This window comes from Patescibacteria group bacterium, assembly GCA_020148045.1.
Lineage (GTDB): Bacteria > Patescibacteriota > Minisyncoccia > Minisyncoccales > GWA2-38-27 > JAHCRG01.
Genome location: JAHCRG010000016.1, coordinates 1 through 24,041, shown reverse-complemented (window position 1 = coordinate 24,041; position 24,041 = coordinate 1). Strand labels below are relative to the sequence as shown.

The window sequence follows — 24,041 nt, the reverse complement described above, 5'->3', positions numbered from 1 at the left end:
GGCTTTTTTTATTTGTGCCGGGGGCGGGACTCCAACCCGCACGGAGTTTTATCTCCAAAGGATTTTAAGTCCTTCATGTCTAGCAATTCCATCACCCCGGCATGTCTTGAGGCCTGGGCGAGATTTGCACTCGCGTATAACAGTTTTGCAAACTGCCGCCTTAGCTACTTGGCTACCAGGCCACTATTTTATTATAACATTTTCTTACTCTTTTTTCAACCCTTCTCTTCATTTTTTATCTCCTCCAAAAGCTCCTCAACCCTTGCTGCTTCCTCAGTTTTTTCTTCTTTTTTAAATTCTATTTTAGGAATTGGTCTCATTTTTAAACGTCTGTTTAGGGTCTGCTGAATATCATAAATTCTTCTATTTAAAATCTCGAAAACTTCATCAATATTATCTTCAGACATTACTGAAATATATATTTTTGCCTGATTCAAATTCACCGAACTTTCCACCCGGGTAATAGTTACTAAAGTATCCTTTGGAAAACCAACCTCTTTTAAAAGAATCTGACTTAACTCATTTTTTATCAACGCATTAACGCGTTGAATGCGATTACTCATATTATAATTCTCCTTTTCTTCTCTCCTCTGTGTATACCCACAGCACGTCCCCTTCTTCCATCTTAATGTCTCCTTCATAAAGTATTCCGCATTCTGCTCCCTTTGCTAATTCCTCAACCTCTTTTTTATCTCGCTGAAGATTAACAATTTTCCCTCTGCCAACTTTTTCCTCATTTCGGAAAACCTCCAGAGAAGCCCCTCTTTTCACCTCACCTTCAATTACTTTTCCTCCAATAATCTGGCGATTTTTTTCTGTTCGAAAAATTGCTAAAATTTTAACTTTTCCCAAATCAATCCTCACTACTTCGGGTCTGACCTTTTTTTCCAAAACCCCTCTAACTTCTTGAACTAATTCATAGATTACCTCAAAACACATTATCTTTATTTTTTCCCTCAAGGCTAATTTTTGGGCAATTGGATTTGTTTTCACTCTAAAACCGACTATTATAGCTTTAGCTCCTCCGGCTAACTTCACATCTGACTCATTTATCTCCCCCACTTCCCCCTTCAAAATTCTTAAAATAACTTTCTCCTGAGGAAGCTTTTTCAAAACCTCTTCAATTGCTTCAAGCGACCCTAAAACATCAACTTTTAAAATCAAATTTAAAACTTTCTTATCTGGCTCAATATCAAGCACTTGAGGGCCCGGCTTAACTATTCCTTCAAGTCTTCTCTTAGCCGTTTCAATATCAGTAAAAACTTTAAATCTCTCCCCAACTCTAGGGACATTTTCAAATCCTAAAACAATAACCGGCATTGACGGAGAAGCCTGCTTAATAGATAAGCCCTGAAAATCTTCCATAATTCTAATTTTGCCAACAACAGAAGAAGTTCCTAATATATCGCCTCTTTTCAAGATTCCATTTTGCAAAATTAAAGTAGCTGTTGGTCCTCGCTGAGAATCTAAATATGATTCAACTATCACTCCTTCAGCTGGTTTGGAAACATCTGCTTTAAAACCTTCCATTTCAGCCACTAACAAAATTAATTCTAAAAGCTCGGGAATTCCCTTGCCTGTTTCTGCCGATATTTCTACTGAAGGAATCTTGCCTCCCATTGATTCAACTGAAATATCTTGGACTGATAATTCTCTTTTAACCTTTTCAGGATCAGCTCCTGGCTTATCCATTTTATTAATAGCCACAATCATTGGAATTCCAGCTTTCTTAATATGAGAAATTGCTTCTTTAGTTTGCGGCTTTATTCCTTCTTCAGCAGCTATTACTAAAATCGCGATGTCAGCTACTTTTGCCCCTCTGGAACGCATGGCTGAAAACGCCTCATGACCAGGAGTATCAATAAAAGTAATTTTCTTGCCTTGATGTTCAACCTCATAAGCTCCAATATGCTGGGTAATCCCTCCTGATTCTTTCTCTGTAATCTTCAAATCCTTAATTTTTTCCAAAATAGAGCTCTTGCCATGATCAACATGACCTAAAACTACTACAACTGGAGGACGAGATATTAAGTTTTGTTGTTTTTTTTCAACCATAATTAATTAAAAGCCCCAATGACCAGAATATATTGTTTGGGATTTAAATAATTGGGGCTTGATTGGTCATTGACCATTAGGATTTGGGATTTTAGAGCTTACGGCTTTCTCAATCGCCTTCTTCTCCTCATTAGACAAGGAATACTCAGAAATACCACTCTTCACTGGTTTCCCATAAACCCTGTTTCCTTCTCGGGAGTATAAGCTGGTAACCACTACTCCGTCATTGTTCTCATCAAGCAAAGCAACAGAAAAGCTCTGGTCGCCTCCGACTTCAGAAAAAGGATTATATCTAACTATCCCTACTTTCTGAATAGAAAGCTTACCCTTTTCTTTCAAATTTTCAAGCCCTTGAGAAATTCTCTCAACTTCTTTTTTCAAATCTTCAAACTGTTTCAAAGCCTCCTTCAAACTCCTCGGCTCTTTGCCTTTTTGAAAAAATTTAAACATAGCGGAGGGGGTGAGATTCGAACTCACAAGCCCGCTGAGCGGGCGCCGCTTTTCGAGAGCGGTTCCTTACCATTCGGAGCACCCCTCCAACATCCGTGTGCCCTCAATAGGACTCGAACCTATATTTTCAGCTCCGGAAGCTGATGTTCTATCCAATTGAACTATGGGGGCAGCGAATTCTGTAAGCTGCTATGCCAAAAGCAACTGCCACGTTCAGAGATTCTTTTCTGCCAAACATTGGTAAAGATATTATTTTATCTGCTCTTTTTAAAACAGAGGGCGAAACTCCTTTGACTTCATTCCCTATTATTAAAGCTAAAGGGAATTTTGGCTTGAATTTAGTATAAACTAAACTATTTTCTTCTTGCTCCAAAGCCACAATAAAAACATTCTCTTTTTTTAACCTCTCTATTGCTCGCCAAGTCTTGCCGCAATACTCCCAAGCAATCCATTTTTCCGCGCCCAGCGCGCTTTTTGATATCTTCTGACTAGGTGGTCTCCCGCAAATTCCGCAAAGAAAAATCTTATCAACATTCAAAGCGTCAGCAGTTCTAAAAATAGAACCAATATTCTCTAAACTCCGTATATTATCACAAACAACATAAAATGACAATTTTTTCATACCCCACGAATATATGAACTATTCAATCTTTTTTGGGCTTCAACTTTTTCGCGTAAGGAGATTTTGCTTTTTTTAATGCCTTTTTCCATTACATCCAATACCTTATCATAAACATCTCTTTCTACGAAAAAAGGAGTGCCGTCTTTCCCGCCTACTGAAAATGAATACCTTGCAGGATCTTCGTAAGAGGGTCTGGCGCCGTAGATTAATTCGGAAACTAAACTCAAAGCACGAATTGTTTTGGGACCAATGCCTTTTAAGGCTAAGAGTTGTTCAAAGTTTTTTGGCTTTAAAGCATTGGCGAAGAAAATAGTTTTCTCAAGCCGCTTTAAATCAAATTTCTCCTGCACAACTGGATGCCAATAAAACTCAATATCTCTAAGTTCCATTAGGGTAAGATTTTTTGACCTTTTGGTCTGAATTAAATCTAAATCTTTTAAAAATGTTTTTGGCTCCTCTGCTACCAAGCCGGTTGAAACCTCCCTATTTTTATTGCTCTCTTTAGCAGTTAAATTTAAGGGCTTACCCCGAGCATCAGAAATAATCCCTGAATGCGGCTCCTCAACGAAATCTTTAATTCCGGAAGACAACCAATGATAACGCCGAGCTTTTTGGACATTAATATTCATTCCCTGCTGGATTACTGTCCACTGACCTGATTTTGAAAAAATCAAATTGTGGGCATAAATTTGAAAACCATCCTGCAAAGCCGAGCTATCAACTTTGGCTGCCATTTTTGAGGCATAAATTAAATTTGGAGCAAATGGAAAGCCACGAGAAATTCCATAGGCCTCAATTTCTTGGGGTGTTTTTCTTGATTCTTTCTTACCTCCACAAACATAAATACCTAATTCATCTTGAATATCAAAAAGCCCAACTTTTAAAGCCCCTAAAGTAGTAGTGGCTAAACCGGAACTATTCCAGTCAAATCCAATTACACACCCCAAGCTCTGAAACCAAACCGGGTCAGATAATCTTTTCAAAATTTCTTCTGGCCCAAACTCTTCCCGGATAGCCAACATTATCCCTCGGGAAAGCCGCTTCATCCTTTCAAATAACCAACGCGGGCACCGGCCATAATCAAGTGGAATTGTAGCGATACCAACTTTTGGCATGTTCCTTAATTCTATCAAAAAACTGGCTTTTCAGCCAGTTTTTTATTAGAATAAAGTAGTTAGAAACTATGAAAATTTATCATAAAATAAAAGGCATATTAGGATTAAGCTTATCTTTAGCAAAAGCCGGGTTTAAGTTAAGAAATGAAGGCAGTTATTTGGGTATTTTGTGGTACTTATTAAATCCTTTACTCGTCTTTATCCTGCTCTTATTAGTTTTTTCAGACCGACTTGGAGCTGATATTCCGAACTATCCTTTATATTTATTACTTGGTATAATTATGTTTAATTTTTTTCAACAAACAACAACCGAATCCACTAGAGTTATTACCCTGGAATATAGGGAGGTTATAAAATCAATAAATTTCCCAAAAGAATCTCTTATAGCTTCAATTGTTCTGAAAACTCTTTTTTCGCATTTATTTGAAATAATTTTATTTATTATACTTCTTTTAATCTTTAAAAACTCTTTAATTGGGATAATTTTCTATCCTATAATATTAGTATTTTTCTGTTTTTTTATTTTTGGGGCCTCTCTTATCTTAGCGATCCTAACAATCTATTTTATAGACCTGGAAAATATCTGGCTTTTTGCTTCTAAGTTAATATGGTTTGGAACCCCTATCTTTTACGCTATCAAGGGACAAACTCGTCTTTTTTATATTAATCTATTTAATCCAATGTATTATTTTATTACGGCAGCAAGGGACTTAATTATATATAATAAGATGCCTGAAATATGGATGATTTTAGGAGTAATAGTTTATGGCTTATTGTCTTTAATAATTGGCTTGTTAATTTTTAATAAATTAAAAATTAAATCCGCTGAGATGATTTAAAATGGGAATAATTGTCAAAGATATATCAAAAAAATTTAAAATAGGATTTAAAAAAAATCAAGGAGCTTTAGCCAGATTTATTTCTTTTTTTTCCGGAAAAGAGCCCAGAAAAATCATCTGGGCTTTAAAGAATGTATCGTTTAAAGCAAAGGCAGGAGAAATAATTGGAATTATTGGTGAAAATGGCTCTGGTAAAAGTACTTTATTAAGAATTATCGCAGGAATATATGATAAAGATGATGGGACAGTCAAAATTAATGGGAAATTAATCTCTCTAATAAATTTGAAAGTTGGGCCGAAAGAAAGATTAACAACCAGAGATAATATTTATTTGTGTTGTTCTCTTTTTGATTTAGGCAAAAAGGAAATAAAAAAGAAATTCAATTCAATAGTTGAATTTGCAGAACTTGAAAATTTTGTCAACACAAAAATATATCAGTTTTCAGAGGGAATGAAACAAAGGTTGGCATTTTCAATTGCAATTCATTGCAATCCGGACATTCTTCTGCTTGATGAGGTTCTTGAAGTTGGAGACGAGGATTTTAAAATTAAAAGTGCAAACAAAATAAAAGAATTAGTAAATAAAGGGGCAACGGTCTTATTGGTAAGTCATGAATTATGGATGATTGAAAAATACTGCAACAGGGTTATTTTGCTTGATAAAGGCAGAATTATCAAAGAAGGGGAGCCAAGAAGGATTATTATGGGATATAAACAATAATCAATAATAAAAACCTACAAGCCGCGCTTGTAGAACCTTGATTCCTTCGGATTTAAGATTGTTTTATCCAGCCATAAACTAACCCAATTCTCCAGGAAATTCCCACAACAAAATCATAATAAGCATATCTAAAACCTTTTTTTATTAAAGTTCCGAAGATTCCGGGGAAAAATTTAATAAATGTCCAAGGGGTTTGGCAAGTATCTGCTAAAAAACTTGTATTTTTAAGAAATTTTTTATGATCGCGAGAGATTATAGAAGTCCATTTTGCATGATGGACTCTTTTTTTAAAAATTTTTTTTAATGAATCAACATGAGAATGTTTAACTTTTATATTTTTCATAAATCTTACCTTACAATTATTTTTTGCAAGTTTTATTGAAAGATCAGTATCATTCCCACTTATGTATTTTCGGGAGGTGAATCCTATTTTTTTTAATACTTCTTTTTTTATTGCAAAGTTTTTTGTATCGATTTTTCCAATTGGGTTTTTCATACTTTCTTTTTCATATTTTTTTTTAGAATCCATCTGATAACATCTGCTCCAAAAATTATCAGAAACAGCTTGTTCAAAACCCTGTACTGCATCATATTCTTTAATGGCTTTAACCATCTCGCTGACCCAGTTCTTAGGAACAATACAATCACTATCTGTCATTAAAATAATCTTTCCTCTTGCTTTTTTCTCTCCTGTATTTCTTGCAGCACCCCTTCCTTTTCTTTTTTCAAATAGGTATTTTATTTTTTTATTCTTTCTTTGCAATTCCTTAATTATCTTTTCAGTTTTATCAGTAGAATTATTATCTACAACAATAATCTCATAATTTTTATAAGTCTGATTTAAGATAGAGTTTAAACATTGCTTTAGTGTTTTTTCTGCATTATACGTTGGAATAACTATTGAAATTAATTGCTTCATTTTTCAATCTGCTCTTTAATTTTTTTAATAAAAATCTTGACATCGTATTTTTTTGCCTGTTCTATGCAGGCCTCTTTATATTTTTCAGGATTTTTGCCAATTTCTTTGATTGCTTCTAATAATTTATCTTCATTAATATTATCAATCAGCTTTCCGGTAACACCATCAAGAACTGTCTCTTTGTAGCCACCTTCATTTGAAGCTATGACCGGCTTGCCAGAGGCCATTGCTTCAACAGAAGCCATACCAAAATCTTCATTTTTTGAAGTTGCGATGAGACCTTTGCAATTTGTATACAAATCAACCAATTCATTAGAATTAAGCCAGCTTAATATTTCTACATTTCTTGGTTTTATTGATTTAATGTAATTTGCATATTGTTTAAAATGTCTTGATTTTTCATAACTTCCAACAATAATTAGTTTTTCATCCGGTAATTTAGAAAATGCTTTTATTTGCAAATCAATTCCTTTATGACTAATTAATCTGTTAACAGAAAGCCAGAAATCCCCAGTTTTTTTATAATGAAATTTAGATGTTTCTATTGGAGGATTAATTACCGTAGCTTCTTTATTTAGATATTTTTTAACTCTTTTTTGAGTGTTTTTTGAATTACAAACTATTTTATCAACTTCTTGGACATATTTTTTGTTTAAATAGCGATTATAATATACCCAGGTGTCAAAAATAGGCCTTAAGGGCAACGGGACATTATTCTTTCTTGTATGTTTATACAAATCCCAGATTTCTCTTATTGGTGAATGAACATACCAAAGATTTGGTTTATTGTTAACTGCTCCTGACATTGCCCAGTCACCATCAATAATATAAAAATCATACTTGTTTCCCAAATTAAGTTTTCTAAATTTTCTTAAAGCTGCCTGATGCCTAAAAGGTGCATTTGTTGGAACTTTTCCAATAGATTTTAATTCTATATTAGAAAAACCCATTTTTCGGATTTTCTCTTCATCTATATTTGTAGTATAGAAATCCGCCTTTAATTCTCTGGCTAAGGTCAAACCAACTATTTCTGCTCCTCCAATATTGTCCATAAAATTATGGAAGATGGCTATTTTCATTTTCGTTTTTAGTTTATTTGGCTTCCTTAATTCAAGAATATATATTTATACCTTCCCGCCTGCAAGGCTTTGCATAACAATGCGGGCAGGAGCGAATTAAGGTTCTTGCACGCAGCAAGGTTCTTGATTTATTTTATAAACTTTGACATCTCCATTGTCATAAACTTTAGTAAAATTTTCTTCATACATCTGCCCGTTCTCCATCGGGACTTGAGGAAAATTCAGCATCAAGATATAATCGTCCCTCATTCTCTTGGTCGTTGCAAAATAACCCGCTCTTAGTTCTCGCATAACCATCCTGACTTCTTCAGGATCATTTCTATAAAAAGTAGGATACATATATGGAGAATTATCCTCAAAACCATTAACTTTAAAATAATTATTTTGTATAACCAAACTTATAAAACGCTCATCACTAAGAATTATCTCATTGAGATTTTCACTTACCCATTTTGCCGCTTTAATTTCGCCGTCTGAGTTCGTAAAAAATTTTATTCTTTGCGAGGCTACTAAAAAGGTTGTCGAGACTAAAAAAATCAGTGAGATAACTACAAAAATTCTAAATACTCTCTTAGGTATTTTAGCTGCGAGAATTCCAAAAAAAGCAAGATATGAAAAAGCTCTTTCAGGCATATTTACACTCAAAAAAACAAGAGCCAACGTAATAACAGGTATAGAAGCATAGGCTATATCTTTGTCATAACTGTCAGTTTTTCTAAAGATAAAATAAAGTGCAAATGTTAACCCCAGAAAGATGAAAAAAATATTCTGCCAGCTTATTATGGGCAGACCAAGAAACCTGATTTTAGATTTATATGGCCTTGTAGGTTCCGGTATTGATATTTTTTCGCTCTCTTCACCACTTTTTATCTCGCTTGCAACCGCACGAACGTTTTCAGAAGTATAGACAGAAACCGTTTCACTCGAAAATAAGAAAATAAACGAAGATAACAACAAAGCAATAAATAAATACGCAATCACCTTCCTTTGTATTAGTGACTTCAAAAATATCCGGAATATACTTCCATTAAACCTTACATTTTTTAGAATTAGCGCAAAAGCAAACCCAACAGAAGTGATAATCATTACCAAAGAACCGGTATAATAGCTAAACATCATTATTATAGCTATCAAGAGTAAAAACCAGAAATAGGCTTTATTCTCTTTCTTATAGAATATGAAAAGAGAGATTAACGCTACATATGAAAGATTACCCCCAATAAAACCAAACGTATTCTGCCAGATTTCTACTAGCCCTATAGCCATAACAGCAGCGCCGAACAAAGCTAGTTTCTCATTTTCTGTGAATAATTTTATAACTACATAGGTAAAACTGCATAAAAGAAAAACAGATAGTATTATGTTCATAATGGAATGATTAAATGACAGCTGGTTTAATATATTTTTTGACAAAATACCTCCAATAAAATTTGCACGATCTCTTACCATGCCGGTATAAAAATTAAGATTAGGTGTAGAAATCAATGCACTCCCACTCCCTCTAATGCTATTTCCAATAAGATGTTCTATGTGGCTCGTTATGCCATCTCCCCATTGGTTCACTTTAGATACAAAATAAAGTCTCCACAGAAGACCAATTAAAGAGAAGAGGCAAATCAATCTGAAAGAAGTATCCATCTTGCCTGTTTTGAATTCTGTATTCCTGCTTTGAATAACGACAATAATTAAGAGTATGATATTTATTACGCTTACTCCAACTATAATAAAAAAAGGAGTAAATATTCCTAATTTTGCCAAAGCCATGCCTAAAATAGTAGCCACAGAGACAGCCAAGACGATTGAGTAAGCAGTTCTTTCAATCAAATTCTTTTTTTTGAAAATAACATAGCTCAGCAGAACGCCCGGCAGGAAAAAGATTAGAGTTCCAAGTATTCTTAAAATAAAATTAACTATTATATCCATTTTCTTCTTAAAATATTTCTTATAATGATGTTACTTGCAGTCATTTTTCTTTAATCCCTAAGATACTTAGCATAAAAGAGGAAAATATTGTTTGAATTCCTACAATAATTAAAGTTAAAGCAGTGATAGAATTTTTTATTTCATCTAATTCTCCAAAACCCGTATTGAGCCATTTAAAAAATATCGTTGCGAAGATTATTATTCCAAGCAAAACGATAATTATCCCGACAATTCCTGCTTTTTCTATTGTTAGATATTTATAAAGTTTATTAAATATTGGCTTTTCTCCCAAATGATTTATGGCGTAAGTTTTGGCAAACAAAGAAAATATGATTAACTGATAACCAATTATAATTAACAGGGCTGATAAAAACATCGGATGATATTGAAATTCTATTCCAAAGATATTTAGAGAGCCAAAATAAAGCCAAAGCATAGAAATCAAGCCAATTAAAAATAATAAAACCCCCGGGATAAAAAATAAAAATAAGGGGCTGTATAACAACATAAACCTTAAATGTTTCCATCCGTCCCGAAAACTTTTTAATTTAGAGGTTCCTTTTCTTTTGTGGTAGTCTATTGGAATTTCTTTAGTTTTTAAATTTTTTTTAACTGCCTGAATTACCATTTCAGAAGCAAATTCCATACCTGTTGCCCTCAAATTAAGTTCTTTAAGAGCTTTTTTAGTTATAGTTCTCATACCGCAATGGACATCCTGAATTTTTGTTTTGAAAAATAATCTTAAAATCCCGGAAAGCATTGGGTTTCCTATGTATCTGTGGAACCAAGGCATTGCTCCTTTTTTCACTTTTCCTTTAAATCTATCTCCAATTACAAAATCAGAGCCCTTTTTAAGTTCTTCTATAAATCTTGGAATTTCTCTAAAATCATAACTACCGTCTGAATCAGCACAAAAAAAATATTTCCCTTTCGCCACCTCAAAGCCTTTTAAAAAAGCTGAACCATAACCTCTTTTTGGTTCATAAATTATTTTAACTTTTTTTCTTTTAGCAATCTTGCAGCTATTATCTGTAGAACCATTATCTACAACTATTATCTCTGCATTAAGGTTATTTTTCCTAACAACCTTTTTTATTTTCTCAAGACAGGTACCTAAAGATTGCTCCTCATTTAAACAAGGAAGGATTATGCTTACTTCTGGGTTTTTATTACTTGTTTTTGTTTTCATCTTACTTCATAAATATAATTTTCTTTATCGTATATTAAATCCCAGCCGCAATCAATCTTAAATTTTGATAAAACATACCTTACCTTATATTCATTTAAGATTTGCTGTTTTGCCTTACAATCATCTAATGAAAAGAACATTTTAGCATCTTCTCTGTTTCCATAAAAAAATAAAGTAGCAACTGGTTCCTGTTGGGAAATCGGATACATCGCTACTGAAACCATTGGATCTGCCATAACTACTGACTTCGGGAGAGCTGACAAAAATAAAAAGGCTTGGTAATCATTACTATCAATCACCTGGTACAAATCAAGTTGTTCTGGAATTTCCCAATAAGATTTAAAAGTAAAAAATATTACTACAATAAAAACTATAACCACGAGTGTCTTCTTTTTTGTTAACTTAAATAAGTAATTTAAACCCAATGCGCTTAATATCGGTAAACCTATAACAAAATAATATAAGTTTCTTTGATAAGGAGACAGATATGAAACGCCTGTTTTTTTATAAATCATTATTAATATTAAAACTGTGATTGGCCATAATCCGTAAGCTAAGTATTTTTTTAGATTTTTCTCGTTTCTGAAAACAAGAATTAATCCTATAATTGCTAATATATAACCTATCAAACTATAGAGTTCAAAAAATGAATTATCTATTTCTAAGACGCCCCAGCCGCGCTCAAATTGTAATGCCTTAATTAAATTTCTTATTAAGAAATTCCAGGGCGTTTTAGTCACAAATTTATAGAATAATATACCTATTACGGGAATTATTAAAAATAGAGAAAAGAATTTCCATTCTTTCTTAATATATCTAAAGTTAAATAAAGAGTAAATCAACAAAAAGGGAATTGCAAATAAAACAGATATTGAATGTATAAATAACAGGACAACTATTATTGCCAGGCTTGCTAAAATAAATTTTTTATTCTGTTTTTCAATGCCTTCGGTAAAAAAGTAAACATACAAGAAAATAAAAGGCAGGGAAAAAGTGAGAGGAGTAAAAAACCATAATCCTGTTATATTGACATTTGATTTTATTGAAGCGAAAAAAATCACTGCTAAAAGTGCTATATAAAATTGCTTGTTTGTTTTTTTATAAACAACGTAAAATAAAGCAAGGGCTGAAAAAACAGCCCAGATTGCCGGGAGAAATTGGTAAATTAAAACAGGATTTGTAATTTTAGACAACAATAAAAGTAAAAGATGGAAACCAACTCGATATCCCATTGTGCCTCCTGAATATTCTCCTTCCTGGAGTTTTATTGCTTCGGTGATGTGATGCCATTCATCTATGTGGCTCGGGAAGGGATAAGCGAAATGGGGAGTATAAACCAATAAAAATATAGCTGTTGAAACTAAGACAATAAGAAAAACCTTGCCCTTTGTCATATTATTTTCTTAATAAATTAATCCCTAACTAAACTATTCTACCAAAAAACTGGCTTTTCAGCCAACATCAAAAATTCTACTCCAGAATTTTACTCCTCTAAAATTCACGATCATGAGATTTGGAAGAGTATTATATTCGGGGAATCCTAATAAGTCCTGAACAAGGAATAATCTCAATTCCTTGTTTTTCTAACTCATCTAAAAATAAATTCACTCCCAAAGAATCAGAAGATATATGACCAGTAATTACAACATTTAGATTAGCCTCTTCAGCTTGCTTCTTATGCTCTTCTGAAATATGCATGCCAACTACCGTGCCAATACCAGCATTAGCCATTTTTCCAAAAAGCTTTGGAGAACCTTCACTTCCGCCAGTGATTTCAGTTAGGGCAATCTTCCCGCATCTATTTTCTGGAACCCCAACAAAAATTTTAGGACCTGCTCCAATTTTCATCGCTTCTTTGTATTCGGGAATTTCTTTTAGCAAATCAATTAAATCACTGATTCTCTCTGGTTTCTTCTCTTTAATTAAATCTTTTAAAAACTTAGCTGCTAAATTATCGCAAGGAGTATGAGAATTAATTAAATTCATTTTTAAAAGTTTTGTGGTATCAACCGTTCTTTGGTGATTTAATCTATTCACCCCTCTGGCAACTTCTTCAATCCTTTCTTTCATCAGGCCTTCGGCAATATTTATTGGCACGCCATAAAAATTCAAAACATCGCACTGCAAATCCATTACATCTGCCAAATGAGCCAATCCCTTGCCAATAGGATGATGACCAATAATTAAGTCAATATCCCCTATTTCTTTTGCCATTAAAATTTCAGCCGGCTCAATATCAATACCAACTAAAATTTTTTTAATCTCTTTATCTTCAGTAATATGATAAATCCTGGAATCCAAATAGGGATTTTTCAATGCCTCCTTATCAAATTCTTCTTTTTCTTTCTCATCCATTTTCTCATATTGCTTTCTTTTGTTTTCCAAAAATTTCTTAATTCCTTCTTCCCCCCGAAAATCTGCCTTAATCCCCATCTGAATAGCTAAATTGTAGATTTCTTTTATCTTCATAGATTTTGTTTTTTATCTTTTTTTGTAAGTCTCTGGTATAATTCTGAAATTAATTTTTCTTGTTCTTTCATATCTAAAACTTCCCGACGAATTCGGGCCTTCTCTTTTCTGATAAATTTGCGAAGTGATTTTGGCATACGTTTCTTCCCCATAATACAAAAAATTAACTCCAACTACAAAAGTCAAAGAGACCAAGTATAAAACAAAAAATAAACACATAAGAATAATGTTTATATTTTAGTATAAAATAAAATAAAAATCAAGGAGCGGGCTTGCTCCACCCCTTGACTTAATATTCTTTTTAAACCAAATTAAATCTTAAACTTACCAGCGAATTTTCCAATCATTGGAAGGGGAGTTTTTTTGCCTCCAAGAACATTTACAATTCCCATAATAGAAAAAACAAACCATACAATCCATAATATAAATCCGGCAATCCAGCCCAAAATCGGAATCCAGGCAATCACAACAGTGGCAATCTCGGCAATAAATAAAACCAAACCCTGTTTTGCGTGAAACTGAACAAAACGATTATCTTTAACTACAAGCAAGGGAATTAAAAAAAGAATACCTAAATAACTCAAAACTGCTATTAAATTTTGGTCTCCCTGTTTTGTTGATGCTCCTGGTGTTTGAGGAGTTTTTTCACTCATAATCTTAGAAAATTAATATTAAAATAAGCGACCTTTTAACATATTATAGCACAATCATGAAATTGTAAAAACAAATACCTACTCTCCTTTTATCACTGCTAAAGGAACGAGTTTGACTACCTTTTTTGACAAACCAGCATTATGAACAACTTCTACTACATTATCTATATCTTTGTAAGCCAGAGGCGCCTCTTCGGCAATTCCCCTCATTGAACGACATTTTATAATTATCCCTTTTTGCTTTAATTTATCTATCACTTCTCTTCCCGAAATAGTTCTCATTGCTTCCCGTCTAGACATTCTCCTGCCTGCCCCATGAGAGGTTGAAAAAAATGCCTCTTCTCCTTTTTCTGTCCCTATTAAAATATATGAAGAAGTTCCCATACTCCCGGGAAGCAGGACTGGCTGTCCAGGAAAAGCCCTTGTCGCTCCTTTTCGATGAACAATGACTTCAGTATCTTTTCCATCAATTTTGTATTTTTCTTTTTTAATAATGTTGTGAGCCACATCATATAATAATTCAAGTTTTTCTTTCTGCCCCATTACCTCTTTCCACGCCTTTCTTACATAATGAGCAATCATATAGCGGTTAGCCCAAGCATAATTAGCAGCTGAAGCCATGGCTGAAAAATATCTCTGTCCTTCAGAAGAATCAAAAGGAACACAGGCAAATTCTTTATCCGGAACTTTTATATTATACTTGCTCATAGCCGGAATCATTGTTTTCAAATAATCTGTGCAAACCTGATGGCCAAGACCTCTTGAACCAGTATGAATCATTATTACAACTTGGTCTTTAAACAATCCAAAAGTTTCAGCTATTTTCTCATCAAAGATTTCAGCTACTTTTTGAATCTCCAAAAAATGATTCCCACTCCCAAGAGTTCCAACCTGATCTCTCCCTCTATTTTTAGCATGGTCCGAAACAACAGAAGCATCTGCCCAATCTAATCTCCCAGATGCCTCGCAATTTTCAACATCCTCTTTTTCGCCGTATCCTTGTTTCAGTAAAACATGAGTTCCTTGTCGTAAAATCTTATCAATTTGTTCAATACTCAATTTTATTCCCCTTCCTCTTCCTAATCCAGAAGGAACTTGCTTTTGAATTTCAGTTGCCAAGTTTTCCAAATACGGCTTAATTTCTTTCTCAGCATGTTCTGATTTCAACAATCTCATTCCGCAATTAATGTCGAAACCGCAGGCTCCAGGTGAAATAACTCCGTCTGGAATTTTGATTGCGCCCACAAAACCTATAGGCACTGAATAACCTTCGTGGCAATCAGGCATAGCTATACCATATCTCACTATACCAGGCAGAGTAGTTCCATTAATCAATTGCTGAATTGAGTCATCTTGAAAAATATCTTCTAACATCTTTTCCGAAGTATAAATCCTTGCAGGAACCCGCATATCTTGTCTAAAAGATTTAGGGATCTCCCATAACCAATTATTAATTTTTATAAAATCTTTTTTAGAAATCATATTTTATTTATTTTTTTGAAAAAATCAAATCCTTAACCATTTGCCTATCGTCCCAAGGGATTTTTTTGCCTTTAGCAACACACATCCAGGGTTCTGAACCTTTGCCAGTAATTATTACTATATCTCCTGGATTAGCTAATTCTAATGCCTTCTTAATTGCCTCCTTTCTATCCAATATCTTTCTAGCTTTTCCTTGAGCTCCCTCCGCCACTTGTTCAATTATTTCCATTGGCTCTTCATCATAAGGATCTTCATTGGTTATAATCGCTTCCTGGCAGTGTTCAGCAGCTATTTTCCCCAAAACAGGTCTTTTCCATTTATCTCTGCCTCCGCCGCACGCGCCAAGCACGCAGACCATGCGTTTATTATTTTTTATTGTTTCATAAACTTCTTTGAGACTTTGAGGTGTATGAGCATAATCAATAATTACTGTAAATGGCTCCTTAATTACAATCTCCATTCTCCCAGGAATTCCTTTTATTTTTTCCAAAGCTCTTTTGCAAATTTCCAAAGAAATTCCCTGAGACATTGCGATTTTGCTCGCTGTTATAGCATTGTATAAATTAAAATTGCCTAAAAGTTTTAAATTTTTGGGGGAAATTTCTGCATCATTTATTCCATATTTTATCTTTTTCTCAGCAGGGAACTTTAAAAAATATTTAGCATTCCCATCATCCATATTTATAATATGAGTCTTTTTTGTTTGTTGAAAAAGTTTTGCTTTTGCTGCCCGGTATTTTTCAAAGCCACCGTGAGATTCAATATGTTCTGGGCTCAAATTAGTTAAAGCAGCGATACCAAAGTTAATAAATTTGTGACGATATTGTTCTATCCCCTCAGAAGTCACTTCCAAAACTACATATTTACAACCAGCTTTTACTGCCTGTTTCAAGAATTTCTGAAGCTTTAGACGGCCAGGCATAGTCATTTTTAATCTGTTTTCCCATTCTTTATCCCTGATTTTAAATCTAATTGAAGACAAAGAAGCAACCTTAAATCCTGCCTCTTGAAAAATATCAGCAGCTAATTCTACTACTGTTGACTTCCCACTAGTCCCAGTTACTCCAATAACTGTCAATTTCTGAGAAGGAAACCCATACAAAAAAGCTCCTATTAGTGCTAATGAATAGTGGTAAAACCCCAACAAAAAACCAGGAATAAATTTTTTAATTAATTCTTTGACCATTTCTTTTAATCTAACATATTAGCATAAACTTTTAAATTAAAAAAAGAAAAACCGACTAATTTACTTAGCCGGTTTGTTCTGCTATTTCTTTAGCAGAACTTCTTAAAATTGCCTGCTCAAAACTATCTACCAATGCTTGTAAGCTGGCTTGAATGATATTGGTTGATTCACTCCGGCTAGTCCATCTACCATCACCATCTGAAGAAACAATCTCCACTTTCACCAAAGCAGCGGTCCCCCTTTCTCCGTTGATTATGAATACTTTATAATCAATAAGCTGGACTTCTGCTAAAAATGGGCAGGACGGCAAAAGAGCTTTACGTAAAGCCTCATCTAAAGCATTAACCGGCCCATTACCCTCGGCTATTTCATATTTTGTCCCATGCTCTGTTTTAACTCTAATTTTAGCTTCTGTTTCCAAACAACTATTTAGATTCCCCTTTACTCTTACTTCAAAGCTCATTACTTCAAACATTTTCTTTCTCCTTTCTAAATTGTAAAAGACCAAAAATAAAGACCTCTTTTTGAGGAAAGAGGCCAGTTAGTTAAAATTATCAAAATTCAACTTACCCCTTTCCAATAAGAGGTCCCAAAATAATAAGGTTGATAATGTTTTTAGTCGCCGAATACATCATTTATACTTTTAGACTAACAAATCAAAAACTCTTGTCAACTTTTAAATAAACTCTGTTTATTTATTTCCCTAAGATTTTTAAAGCTTGTTTTATTTTTTGTTCAGCGTCTTTTATGTCTTTTGGAACCCTTGCTAAAGCAGCCCTCGCTTTTTCGCGAGAAAAACCAAGACCAACAAGGTCTTGTTCTGCCTCGTCCGCCGAAACTTTAGTGAAGGCGGACTTCTTAGAAATATCTCTAATCTTTCCTGTAAGTTCTAAAATAATCGCCATTGCTTTTTTCCTGCCAATTCCCGGGATTCCATCAAACAACCCTTCATCTTTAGATAAAATTCTTTCTTTAATATTTTCTAAAGACCCTAAAGAAGAAATTTCAAGAGCTGCTTTTGGACCAACGCCACGGATGCTCTCTAAAATCTCAAAGAATTCAAGTTCTTTATAATTTAGAAACCCATAAAGATCCATTATATTTTCTTTAACGTTTAAAAAACAAAATAGCTTTAACGGTTTTTCTATCTCCGGCAGTTTGGCTAAAGACTTCTTAGATAAAAAAACCTTATAACCAACTCCATTAACATTTAACACAATAAACTTTTCTTTTTTTATAATAATTTTGCCGTCTAAATAAGCTATCATATTTAGTACTTTCAGTATATTGAATTTTATGCTAAAAATCAATAAAAAAAGTGCTGAAACTTAGTTTCAGCACTTACTGTATTGTTTTATTTCTTCAAGTTGTGTTTCTTCCATTTCTTAATAGTCAAATATCCTCCATATTTTGTGATGATTCCATCCCATCCACGATGCCAGTCTTCCCATCCTAAAAATAAAGAATGGAGAGGAAGAGTAATAATTTTCAAAGGAATCCGAAAAATACTCCATGGGTTATAAAATCTACTCATAAGCTTGATATGCATTTCTTGAAGTTCCTTTAAAGTCATGTTTTTGGGTTCAAAACAAGGAAAGTTTCCATCATATTTTTTCCACTGAATTTTAGGAAAGATTCTGTTCATTATTCTCTTTCTAAGACGCGTTCCTACTAAAGGAATGGGAAGTAGTATTTGAACACTATCTGGAGAAGCCTTACGAATAAATCTTTTCCAAAGTATGAATCTTTCTCTGGCATTAATAAGTGTTACTTTTTCTTTTAAAGGATAACCAAAGATAAACATTACATGTGTCCAAAAGAGAGATCGCCAAATCTTCAGCCATTTAAGCATTTGAGAAGAATCGTATCCTTTTTTCATAGCTTCTAGTTCTTCGTCAATAGGCGATTCAGCTCCTATGCAAACTATTCTAACTCCTGCTTTTTTCATAAGCTTTAAAAATCCGATATCTTCAGCATCATCCAGTCTTTCTTGAACCGCAAATTTAAGTCGCTTATACTTTGTTAAAATCATCTCAAAGAATTCTTTGGTTCCTTCGTGGTCTGCATTAGAATTATCATCAACAATAAAAAAAGATTTTGCTTTTCTCGTTTTCACCAACCAACCAACTGTATCAAATAAATGTTTTGGGCTAGCAAAACGAACTTTTCCCCTCACGCCGCAATATTCACAACCTTCATTACACCCTCTAATACGACTTATTGGATAGGTCTTTATTTTATTATTGTATTCCAAAAGACCAAAATTTGGAAAAGGTAGAGAGTCCAAATTTAAAATTTCATTCCTTTTCGGACCATTTCTTTTAAATTGACCTTCTTCAAGATAAGAGACTCCTGGAATATTTTCAAAGTTTTTTTCTTCAAAAGCAAGAAGAATTTGCTGAATAACCACGTCTCCGTCACCATGAACAACTATATCAAAATCATGATTTAAAGTTTCCTCGGGGCAATTATGAGCATGAAGCCCACCAGCAATAACAAATACTCCTTGCCGATGATAGAACGAAGCTGTCTCCCAAGCTCTTTCTATCGTGCTACTAAGTCCGCAATATACTGCAACTACCGAAGCTTTATCTTCTTTTTGCAACGCTCTATGATCAGGCAGTCCGTCTTTACCCCTAGGTCCTTTAAAATTGTTTTCGTCAGTTACTTTTACTCTACATCCTGATAGTTCGTTTGCCGATGTCGCAATCATAATAGGTCCTAAAGCTGTTGTTTTTTTCGCAATACGGCTATAGATATTAACCTCTGGATAAGCTGGGACGATCACTCTAAGCAAAAACTGATTATCTTGTTTTTTTTCAGCCATTATATTATCTCCCATTCTTTGGTTCATTTTTTATGTTAAAGTGCTAATTCTATGATATTAACTTATTTATTATAAAAATACAATTAATAAAACTTGAAAAAATTATTGTTTCTGCTAATATACAATTGCAATGCCGATAACAAAATCTGCTAAAAAAGCTCTTCGTCAAAATGTAAAACGAAGAGCCAGAAATCTTGTTTATAAAAAGAAAATGAAAGACCTGATAAAAAAGGTTAGGACTTTAGTTTTAGAAAAAAAAATTGAACAAGCAAAGAAACTTTTGCCTCAGGTGTATAAAATATTAGATAAAGCAGCTAAAGTTAATGTAATCAAGAAAAATACTGCAGATAGAAAGAAATCAAGAATAACAAAATTAGTTAACAAAAAAGTTTAACCCTGTTAAATTTCCGTAATTAGCAAATCAAGTGCTATTTCAGGTTGTATTCGTCCAGTTTTAATATCGAGGTCTACCTTAAAAATTTTCTGGTAGATTTTTTTTAGTTCTTGGAAACTAAATTTCTGTGATTGATAATAACTTTTTTTAACCACGAAAGGATGAAGACCGCTCTTTCTCAAAATGATATTGTATGGTTTGTGCTTTTCGATAAGGTCTTTAACTATTAAAAGATTTCGGAATTGATAATTTATCATTGCCAGTAAATATAAAGGAGAATCGCCTTTTTCTAAATGTTTATGAAGCAGTTTCAAGGCCTGTTTTTTGTTTTTTTCAGCTATAGCGTCAATGGTTTTAAAAATATCAGTTTCAATTTTTGACCTTACTAAAAGCTCAATATCCTCTGCTTGAACTGCTTTATTTTTTTTAAAACTCGCCAGTTTTCTTATTTCATTGCTCATCTGCCAAAGGTCATTGCCAATATATTCAATAAGTTTTTCCAAAACCTCTGAATCTATCTTTGTTTCATATCTATCAAATTCTTTTTTAATCCAAGTTTTTAAATTTTGGCCTCCAAGGAATTTAAATTCTTGGGACTTAGCATTTTTTTTAAGAAATTTAAATAAAGAGTTATTTTTATTGATTTCTCCTTCCTGATAAAACAAAATTATATCTTCTGTTTTCAAAAAATCTTTTTTATTTTCTAAAAACTTTTCTTTAAAATCAGGATTTGCAAAAACATCAGTTATAACCGCTAATTTTTTCTCTTTAAACATTGAGGTTTGCCTGATTTCATCTTTCAAATTAGTAAAATCATCAAAATACTTCAAATTCAACCCACTTTTATGGATTTTCTTATATCTTTCAATTATCTCTTTCAGTTTCTCCCTCATCCTATATGTATCTTCACCATAAAGAAAAATAATCATGGCAATTTTATATTACCCAAATTAAAAAACAATTTCAAATAAAAAGGGCATATGCTTTATTTTGCACATACCCATACAATTTTAACCATCTGACCTAAGCTTCTCTACATCAATTCGGTAGTTTTCAATATTAGTTAAGCCACCTTGGTAATATTCAATCCTCTTTGGAAAATCCTTCCTGTCGGGATAGAAGAGATAAACGCAGACGCTTGTAAAAGCAGAACGGCGGTGGGTATTATAAGTCTGGCAGACAGTTATCCACTTCGTGCACTCCGAATGCAATTCGCTGTATGCATCATTAACTTTTTTGCAAACCTTCTGGAAGTTCTCGGTTATCCTGACGTTCTGAGGGGCAGCCTCAATAGTTACCTTTATATCCCCGAAGGCCTTGCCAAACTTGTCAACAATCAGTCTCTGCAGGTTTAAGGGAGAACTATCCTCGTCTCCAGCTTTCACCGTCTCTTCGAGCACCTTCTTTGCATCTTCATAACTGCTTCGCGCCTCTGCATATCCTATATATGAGCCCTTTTCCGCCTCATTGGCCTGTTCAAACATCTCCCAGATAGTCTGGATAAGGGGCTCGACCCTATTGTTGATTGCCGACGAAAACATGGCAGCACCGCCAAATGAGAATTCCTGTTCCTCCACTAGTGTATCTCTATCTTCAATAACCGCTATTACTATTACAAGTGAGAATATGAAAATCACAAAAGCCACAACCCCCACAAACCCAAGAATACCTGCTATCGTTTTTTTGGTCTTTTTTTTCATGGTTATTCCTTTCTTAACTGAATTTATTGTTTTTACAAAGAACTATCCTAATAAAACAAAATAGCAAATGAAGAAGCCACTGTCAATAGTTGCCCGAGGCCCGTCCCCGGATAAATTTATAATTTTTGGCATTTAGGGCAGAAGTGACAGCTGCGGCTGCCGATTTTTTTTCTTTGGATAATTGTTCCACAACGGGAACATCTTTCTCCTTCTCTTCGGTAAACTTTTCTTATTTTATCAAATTTTCCCTTTCGGCCAGCCGGGTCCCGATAATCAGAAATGCTTTCCCCCCGAAGCTTAATTGCTTTTTTGAGAATTTTCTTGAGGGCTTGATAGATTCTTTTGAGTTCCTCTTCTTTTAATTTTGAAACATCTCTAAATGGATGAACTTTCGCTGCCCATAATGTTTCGTCTGAATAAATGTTTCCCACTCCAGCAATAATTTCTTGATTCATTAAAACCTGTTTTACTTTTCCTTTTTTATTTTCTAAAACTTCCTTAAATTTTTCAAAGGTAAAACTCTTTTCTAAGGGCTCTGGCCCCAAACTTTTCAGTTCTTTTGAATTTTTTAAATCTTCTGTTCTCCACAACTCAACTTTGGCAAATTTCCTTAAATCAGAAAGAGCCAACATTTTTCTATTATCTAATGTAAACAATAAGTGAATGTAGGTGTTAATTTTCTCTTCTAAGAGACCTTTTTCTTTTGGTTTCCAATATCCATTATCTAATATCCAATATCCAACTAAAAGATGGCCGGTTAATTTCTGATGGATTAAAAGAGAATAATCTTTGGAAAGTCCAAAAATAATATTTTTTCCTCTCCGCCAAATTTTTTGAATCTTTTTACCTTTGAGTTGTTTCCTAAATTCCTCAAAATCTTTTGGTTTCTTGATTATTTTTTTAGTATCCGTCCACACATCAATAAAGGTCCTCGAAAGGACCTTTGTTCGTAAACCTCTTACTGTTGTTTCTACTTCAGGAAGCTCCGGCACAAATTGGGTGTCAGATATTAGGTGTTGGATAATAGATGTGAGGCGATAGGCGGTGTTAGGCGAAACTATCTAAAATCCAAAATCCAATTTATCTAATATCCAGCATCTAATATCTAATATCTATTTAAGGACGGCCTTAACCTTTTCGATTATTTCTCCTGGGGTGAAGTGGGCTTTAATCAAATAATCAACCGCTCCAATTTTTAACCCTCTTTCTATATCATCTTTCTGTCCGAGATTTGATAAAATAATCACTGGAATTTGAGATAGAACTGGGTCTTCTTTTATTTTAGCTAAAACTTCAAATCCGTCTATCCCCGGTAAAATAAGGTCTAGCAAAATTAAATCTGGCTTTTCCTCTTTAACGCTTTTTATTCCCTTCTCTCCATCCACTGCTTCAACAATATCATAACCTTCTTTTATAAGTTTCTGAGCAATTAACTCCCGAAGAAACTTATCGTCTTCAACTATTAAAATTTTTTTTGCCATACGTCAGGTAACAAGTAGCAAGTAACAGATAACAAGAGTTTTGTTTCCTGTTTCTTGTTTCTTATTTCTTATTTTACTCTATTTAAAAGATAAATACAATGTTAATAAAACTCCTCGGTTAGAAACTCGCCAAATCTTTCTTTTACCGGAATAGTAAAGTAGAAAGTTGAACCCTTCCCTTCCTCGGATTCAAACCAAATCCTTCCTCCGTGAGCTTCAATAATATTCTTGGATATAAAAAGTCCAAGTCCAGTCCCCTCGGTCTCCATTTTTATTATATTAGCACCTCGAAAGAATTTAGTAAATACTTTCCCCTGTTGATATTGAAGAATTCCTACCCCGGTGTCTTGAATCTGAACTTCTATTTCCTTTTCATCCCCTTTCAGAGAAATTGAAACCTTGCCTCCGGGAAGAGTATATTTTAGAGCATTGTCAAAAATATTCTTAATAGCAATTTTCATTTTTTCAACATCTAACATAAGTTTAGGCAATTGTTCTCTTGGTTTTTTAAATTCAAACCTGAGTTTCCTTTTTTCCATCTCTTTCTTATGGGCATCTACTATGGATTGAATTATATCTTCAATACTTGAGAGAACTATTTTAGAAAGATATTTTCCCTCTTCAATCTCACTTACATTTAAAAGACTATTAACTAAGGAAATCATCTTTTCGTTTGTTTTATAAGTGTCTTGAAGAAAACTTTTTTGTTCTTTGTTTAACTTTCCTAAATCTTCATCTAAAAGCATCATTAAACTCCATTTAACTGCTGATAGAGGAGTTCTTAACTGATGGGCAGCTAAAGTAACAAACTCACTTTTCATTCTATCTACTAATTTTTCTCGAGTAACATTATGTAAAATAACTAAAGTGCCAACTTTCTTTTCCTTGACTATCACCGGCACAGTGGTTATCTCTAAAATAAAATTTACTCTAATTT

The 24,041-nt window shown here is 33.5% G+C and carries 26 protein-coding genes and 4 tRNA genes; 3 read left to right on the top strand and 27 right to left on the bottom strand.

Annotation, left to right across the window (positions count from 1 at the left end; genetic code table 11):
* Positions 1–15 precede the first annotated feature (15 nt).
* The 9 genes from KJA13_03295 to KJA13_03255 form a co-directional block, all read right to left on the bottom strand.
* A tRNA-Leu gene (locus KJA13_03295) sits at positions 16–101 on the bottom strand.
* An 8-nt stretch (positions 102–109) separates the two neighbouring features.
* Positions 110–182 (bottom strand) — tRNA-Cys (locus KJA13_03290).
* A gap of 33 nt (positions 183–215) precedes the next feature.
* A complete protein-coding gene (rbfA, locus tag KJA13_03285) occupies positions 216–563 on the bottom strand; it encodes a 30S ribosome-binding factor RbfA (protein MBZ9578035.1) in 348 nt (115 codons plus the stop codon).
* Position 564: 1 nt separating this feature from the next.
* Entirely contained in the window at positions 565–2,055 is a 1,491-nt protein-coding gene (locus KJA13_03280; protein MBZ9578034.1) for a GTP-binding protein, read from the bottom strand.
* 66 nt (positions 2,056–2,121) lie between these two features.
* On the bottom strand, positions 2,122–2,505 hold the full coding sequence (locus tag KJA13_03275; GenBank protein MBZ9578033.1) for a DUF4446 family protein: 384 nt from the start codon (positions 2,503–2,505) through the stop codon (positions 2,122–2,124).
* Positions 2,506–2,507: 2 nt separating this feature from the next.
* A tRNA-Ser gene (locus KJA13_03270) sits at positions 2,508–2,593 on the bottom strand.
* A 10-nt stretch (positions 2,594–2,603) separates the two neighbouring features.
* Positions 2,604–2,676, bottom strand: a tRNA-Arg gene (locus tag KJA13_03265).
* Complete coding sequence (locus KJA13_03260) at positions 2,654–3,127, bottom strand: RNA methyltransferase (GenBank protein MBZ9578032.1); 474 nt, start codon at positions 3,125–3,127, stop codon at positions 2,654–2,656. The genes KJA13_03265 and KJA13_03260 overlap by 23 nt, the downstream gene beginning before the upstream one ends.
* On the bottom strand, positions 3,124–4,242 hold the full coding sequence (locus KJA13_03255) for a DUF763 domain-containing protein (protein MBZ9578031.1): 1,119 nt from the start codon (positions 4,240–4,242) through the stop codon (positions 3,124–3,126). The genes KJA13_03260 and KJA13_03255 overlap by 4 nt, the downstream gene beginning before the upstream one ends.
* Before the next feature lie 68 nt (positions 4,243–4,310).
* Here KJA13_03255 and KJA13_03250 point away from each other — a divergent pair, with 68 nt between their 5' ends.
* Together KJA13_03250 and KJA13_03245 are read left to right on the top strand one after the other, a co-directional pair.
* Positions 4,311–5,081, top strand: coding sequence for an ABC transporter permease (locus KJA13_03250; protein ID MBZ9578030.1), 771 nt, complete (start codon positions 4,311–4,313; stop codon positions 5,079–5,081).
* 1 nt (position 5,082) lies between these two features.
* Positions 5,083–5,802: an ABC transporter ATP-binding protein gene (locus KJA13_03245; protein ID MBZ9578029.1), complete on the top strand. Its 720-nt coding sequence runs from the start codon at positions 5,083–5,085 to the stop codon at positions 5,800–5,802.
* Positions 5,803–5,854: 52 nt separating this feature from the next.
* Here the strand turns inward: KJA13_03245 and KJA13_03240 are convergent, their stop codons facing one another.
* From KJA13_03240 to KJA13_03180, 13 genes are all read right to left on the bottom strand, one after another.
* A complete protein-coding gene (locus tag KJA13_03240) occupies positions 5,855–6,721 on the bottom strand; it encodes a glycosyltransferase (GenBank protein MBZ9578028.1) in 867 nt (288 codons plus the stop codon).
* On the bottom strand, positions 6,718–7,800 hold the full coding sequence (locus tag KJA13_03235) for a glycosyltransferase (GenBank protein ID MBZ9578027.1): 1,083 nt from the start codon (positions 7,798–7,800) through the stop codon (positions 6,718–6,720). Before KJA13_03235 ends, KJA13_03240 begins: the two co-directional genes overlap by 4 nt.
* Before the next feature lie 96 nt (positions 7,801–7,896).
* Positions 7,897–9,723 carry a hypothetical protein gene (locus tag KJA13_03230; protein ID MBZ9578026.1) on the bottom strand — a complete coding sequence of 609 codons (1,827 nt, stop codon included), beginning with the start codon at positions 9,721–9,723 and terminating at the stop codon, positions 7,897–7,899.
* Between the two features lie 40 nt (positions 9,724–9,763).
* Entirely contained in the window at positions 9,764–10,912 is a 1,149-nt protein-coding gene (locus KJA13_03225) for a glycosyltransferase family 2 protein (GenBank protein ID MBZ9578025.1), read from the bottom strand.
* Positions 10,909–12,306 carry a hypothetical protein gene (locus KJA13_03220; GenBank protein ID MBZ9578024.1) on the bottom strand — a complete coding sequence of 466 codons (1,398 nt, stop codon included), beginning with the start codon at positions 12,304–12,306 and terminating at the stop codon, positions 10,909–10,911. The genes KJA13_03225 and KJA13_03220 overlap by 4 nt, the downstream gene beginning before the upstream one ends.
* Positions 12,307–12,436: 130 nt before the next feature.
* A complete protein-coding gene (locus KJA13_03215; protein MBZ9578023.1) occupies positions 12,437–13,381 on the bottom strand; it encodes a Nif3-like dinuclear metal center hexameric protein in 945 nt (314 codons plus the stop codon).
* A complete protein-coding gene (locus KJA13_03210; protein ID MBZ9578022.1) occupies positions 13,378–13,533 on the bottom strand; it encodes a hypothetical protein in 156 nt (51 codons plus the stop codon). The genes KJA13_03215 and KJA13_03210 overlap by 4 nt, the downstream gene beginning before the upstream one ends.
* Positions 13,534–13,692: 159 nt before the next feature.
* Positions 13,693–14,034 (bottom strand): DUF4870 domain-containing protein, encoded by a 342-nt coding sequence (locus tag KJA13_03205; protein MBZ9578021.1) that lies wholly within the window; start codon positions 14,032–14,034, stop codon positions 13,693–13,695.
* A gap of 78 nt (positions 14,035–14,112) precedes the next feature.
* Positions 14,113–15,516 (bottom strand): RtcB family protein, encoded by a 1,404-nt coding sequence (locus KJA13_03200; GenBank protein ID MBZ9578020.1) that lies wholly within the window; start codon positions 15,514–15,516, stop codon positions 14,113–14,115.
* A gap of 7 nt (positions 15,517–15,523) precedes the next feature.
* The gene (locus KJA13_03195; GenBank protein MBZ9578019.1) at positions 15,524–16,702 is read right to left on the bottom strand and encodes a UDP-N-acetylmuramoyl-L-alanyl-D-glutamate--2,6-diaminopimelate ligase; all 1,179 of its coding nucleotides are present in this window, start codon (positions 16,700–16,702) and stop codon (positions 15,524–15,526) included.
* A 64-nt stretch (positions 16,703–16,766) separates the two neighbouring features.
* Positions 16,767–17,177 (bottom strand): hypothetical protein, encoded by a 411-nt coding sequence (locus tag KJA13_03190; protein MBZ9578018.1) that lies wholly within the window; start codon positions 17,175–17,177, stop codon positions 16,767–16,769.
* Between the two features lie 220 nt (positions 17,178–17,397).
* A complete protein-coding gene (ruvA, locus tag KJA13_03185) occupies positions 17,398–17,970 on the bottom strand; it encodes a Holliday junction branch migration protein RuvA (GenBank protein MBZ9578017.1) in 573 nt (190 codons plus the stop codon).
* An 86-nt stretch (positions 17,971–18,056) separates the two neighbouring features.
* Positions 18,057–19,529 carry a B12-binding domain-containing radical SAM protein gene (locus tag KJA13_03180; GenBank protein ID MBZ9578016.1) on the bottom strand — a complete coding sequence of 491 codons (1,473 nt, stop codon included), beginning with the start codon at positions 19,527–19,529 and terminating at the stop codon, positions 18,057–18,059.
* A gap of 130 nt (positions 19,530–19,659) precedes the next feature.
* Here KJA13_03180 and rpsT point away from each other — a divergent pair, with 130 nt between their 5' ends.
* Complete coding sequence (gene rpsT / locus KJA13_03175) at positions 19,660–19,923, top strand: 30S ribosomal protein S20 (GenBank protein ID MBZ9578015.1); 264 nt, start codon at positions 19,660–19,662, stop codon at positions 19,921–19,923.
* 5 nt (positions 19,924–19,928) lie between these two features.
* Here the strand turns inward: rpsT and holA are convergent, their stop codons facing one another.
* The 5 genes from holA to KJA13_03150 all read right to left on the bottom strand — a co-directional run.
* On the bottom strand, positions 19,929–20,852 hold the full coding sequence (gene holA, locus KJA13_03170; protein ID MBZ9578014.1) for a DNA polymerase III subunit delta: 924 nt from the start codon (positions 20,850–20,852) through the stop codon (positions 19,929–19,931).
* An 81-nt stretch (positions 20,853–20,933) separates the two neighbouring features.
* Positions 20,934–21,623 carry a hypothetical protein gene (locus KJA13_03165; protein MBZ9578013.1) on the bottom strand — a complete coding sequence of 230 codons (690 nt, stop codon included), beginning with the start codon at positions 21,621–21,623 and terminating at the stop codon, positions 20,934–20,936.
* A 116-nt stretch (positions 21,624–21,739) separates the two neighbouring features.
* A complete protein-coding gene (gene mutM, locus KJA13_03160) occupies positions 21,740–22,615 on the bottom strand; it encodes a DNA-formamidopyrimidine glycosylase (protein ID MBZ9578012.1) in 876 nt (291 codons plus the stop codon).
* A 120-nt stretch (positions 22,616–22,735) separates the two neighbouring features.
* Positions 22,736–23,104: a response regulator gene (locus KJA13_03155; GenBank protein ID MBZ9578011.1), complete on the bottom strand. Its 369-nt coding sequence runs from the start codon at positions 23,102–23,104 to the stop codon at positions 22,736–22,738.
* A gap of 101 nt (positions 23,105–23,205) precedes the next feature.
* A partial coding sequence (locus tag KJA13_03150; GenBank protein ID MBZ9578010.1) for a HAMP domain-containing histidine kinase occupies positions 23,206–24,041 on the bottom strand: 836 nt, incomplete at its 5' end.

Coding starts and splice junctions, on each gene's coding strand:
- KJA13_03215 (MBZ9578023.1), bottom strand. CDS start 13,381: ATGAAGATAAAAGAAATCTACAATTTAGCTATTCAGATGGGGATTAAG.
- KJA13_03250 (MBZ9578030.1), top strand. CDS start 4,311: ATGAAAATTTATCATAAAATAAAAGGCATATTAGGATTAAGCTTATCT.
- KJA13_03220 (MBZ9578024.1), bottom strand. CDS start 12,306: ATGACAAAGGGCAAGGTTTTTCTTATTGTCTTAGTTTCAACAGCTATA.
- rpsT (MBZ9578015.1), top strand. CDS start 19,660: ATGCCGATAACAAAATCTGCTAAAAAAGCTCTTCGTCAAAATGTAAAA.
- holA (MBZ9578014.1), bottom strand. CDS start 20,852: ATGATTATTTTTCTTTATGGTGAAGATACATATAGGATGAGGGAGAAA.
- KJA13_03200 (MBZ9578020.1), bottom strand. CDS start 15,516: ATGATTTCTAAAAAAGATTTTATAAAAATTAATAATTGGTTATGGGAG.
- KJA13_03225 (MBZ9578025.1), bottom strand. CDS start 10,912: ATGAAAACAAAAACAAGTAATAAAAACCCAGAAGTAAGCATAATCCTT.
- KJA13_03210 (MBZ9578022.1), bottom strand. CDS start 13,533: ATGGGGAAGAAACGTATGCCAAAATCACTTCGCAAATTTATCAGAAAA.
- KJA13_03240 (MBZ9578028.1), bottom strand. CDS start 6,721: ATGAAGCAATTAATTTCAATAGTTATTCCAACGTATAATGCAGAAAAA.
- KJA13_03235 (MBZ9578027.1), bottom strand. CDS start 7,800: ATGAAAATAGCCATCTTCCATAATTTTATGGACAATATTGGAGGAGCA.
- KJA13_03190 (MBZ9578018.1), bottom strand. CDS start 17,177: ATGTTTGAAGTAATGAGCTTTGAAGTAAGAGTAAAGGGGAATCTAAAT.
- KJA13_03255 (MBZ9578031.1), bottom strand. CDS start 4,242: ATGCCAAAAGTTGGTATCGCTACAATTCCACTTGATTATGGCCGGTGC.
- KJA13_03165 (MBZ9578013.1), bottom strand. CDS start 21,623: ATGAAAAAAAAGACCAAAAAAACGATAGCAGGTATTCTTGGGTTTGTG.
- rbfA (MBZ9578035.1), bottom strand. CDS start 563: ATGAGTAATCGCATTCAACGCGTTAATGCGTTGATAAAAAATGAGTTA.
- ruvA (MBZ9578017.1), bottom strand. CDS start 17,970: ATGATAGCTTATTTAGACGGCAAAATTATTATAAAAAAAGAAAAGTTT.
- KJA13_03195 (MBZ9578019.1), bottom strand. CDS start 16,702: ATGGTCAAAGAATTAATTAAAAAATTTATTCCTGGTTTTTTGTTGGGG.
- KJA13_03260 (MBZ9578032.1), bottom strand. CDS start 3,127: ATGAAAAAATTGTCATTTTATGTTGTTTGTGATAATATACGGAGTTTA.
- KJA13_03280 (MBZ9578034.1), bottom strand. CDS start 2,055: ATGGTTGAAAAAAAACAACAAAACTTAATATCTCGTCCTCCAGTTGTA.
- KJA13_03205 (MBZ9578021.1), bottom strand. CDS start 14,034: ATGAGTGAAAAAACTCCTCAAACACCAGGAGCATCAACAAAACAGGGA.
- KJA13_03230 (MBZ9578026.1), bottom strand. CDS start 9,723: ATGGATATAATAGTTAATTTTATTTTAAGAATACTTGGAACTCTAATC.
- KJA13_03245 (MBZ9578029.1), top strand. CDS start 5,083: ATGGGAATAATTGTCAAAGATATATCAAAAAAATTTAAAATAGGATTT.
- KJA13_03180 (MBZ9578016.1), bottom strand. CDS start 19,529: ATGGCTGAAAAAAAACAAGATAATCAGTTTTTGCTTAGAGTGATCGTC.
- KJA13_03155 (MBZ9578011.1), bottom strand. CDS start 23,104: ATGGCAAAAAAAATTTTAATAGTTGAAGACGATAAGTTTCTTCGGGAG.
- KJA13_03275 (MBZ9578033.1), bottom strand. CDS start 2,505: ATGTTTAAATTTTTTCAAAAAGGCAAAGAGCCGAGGAGTTTGAAGGAG.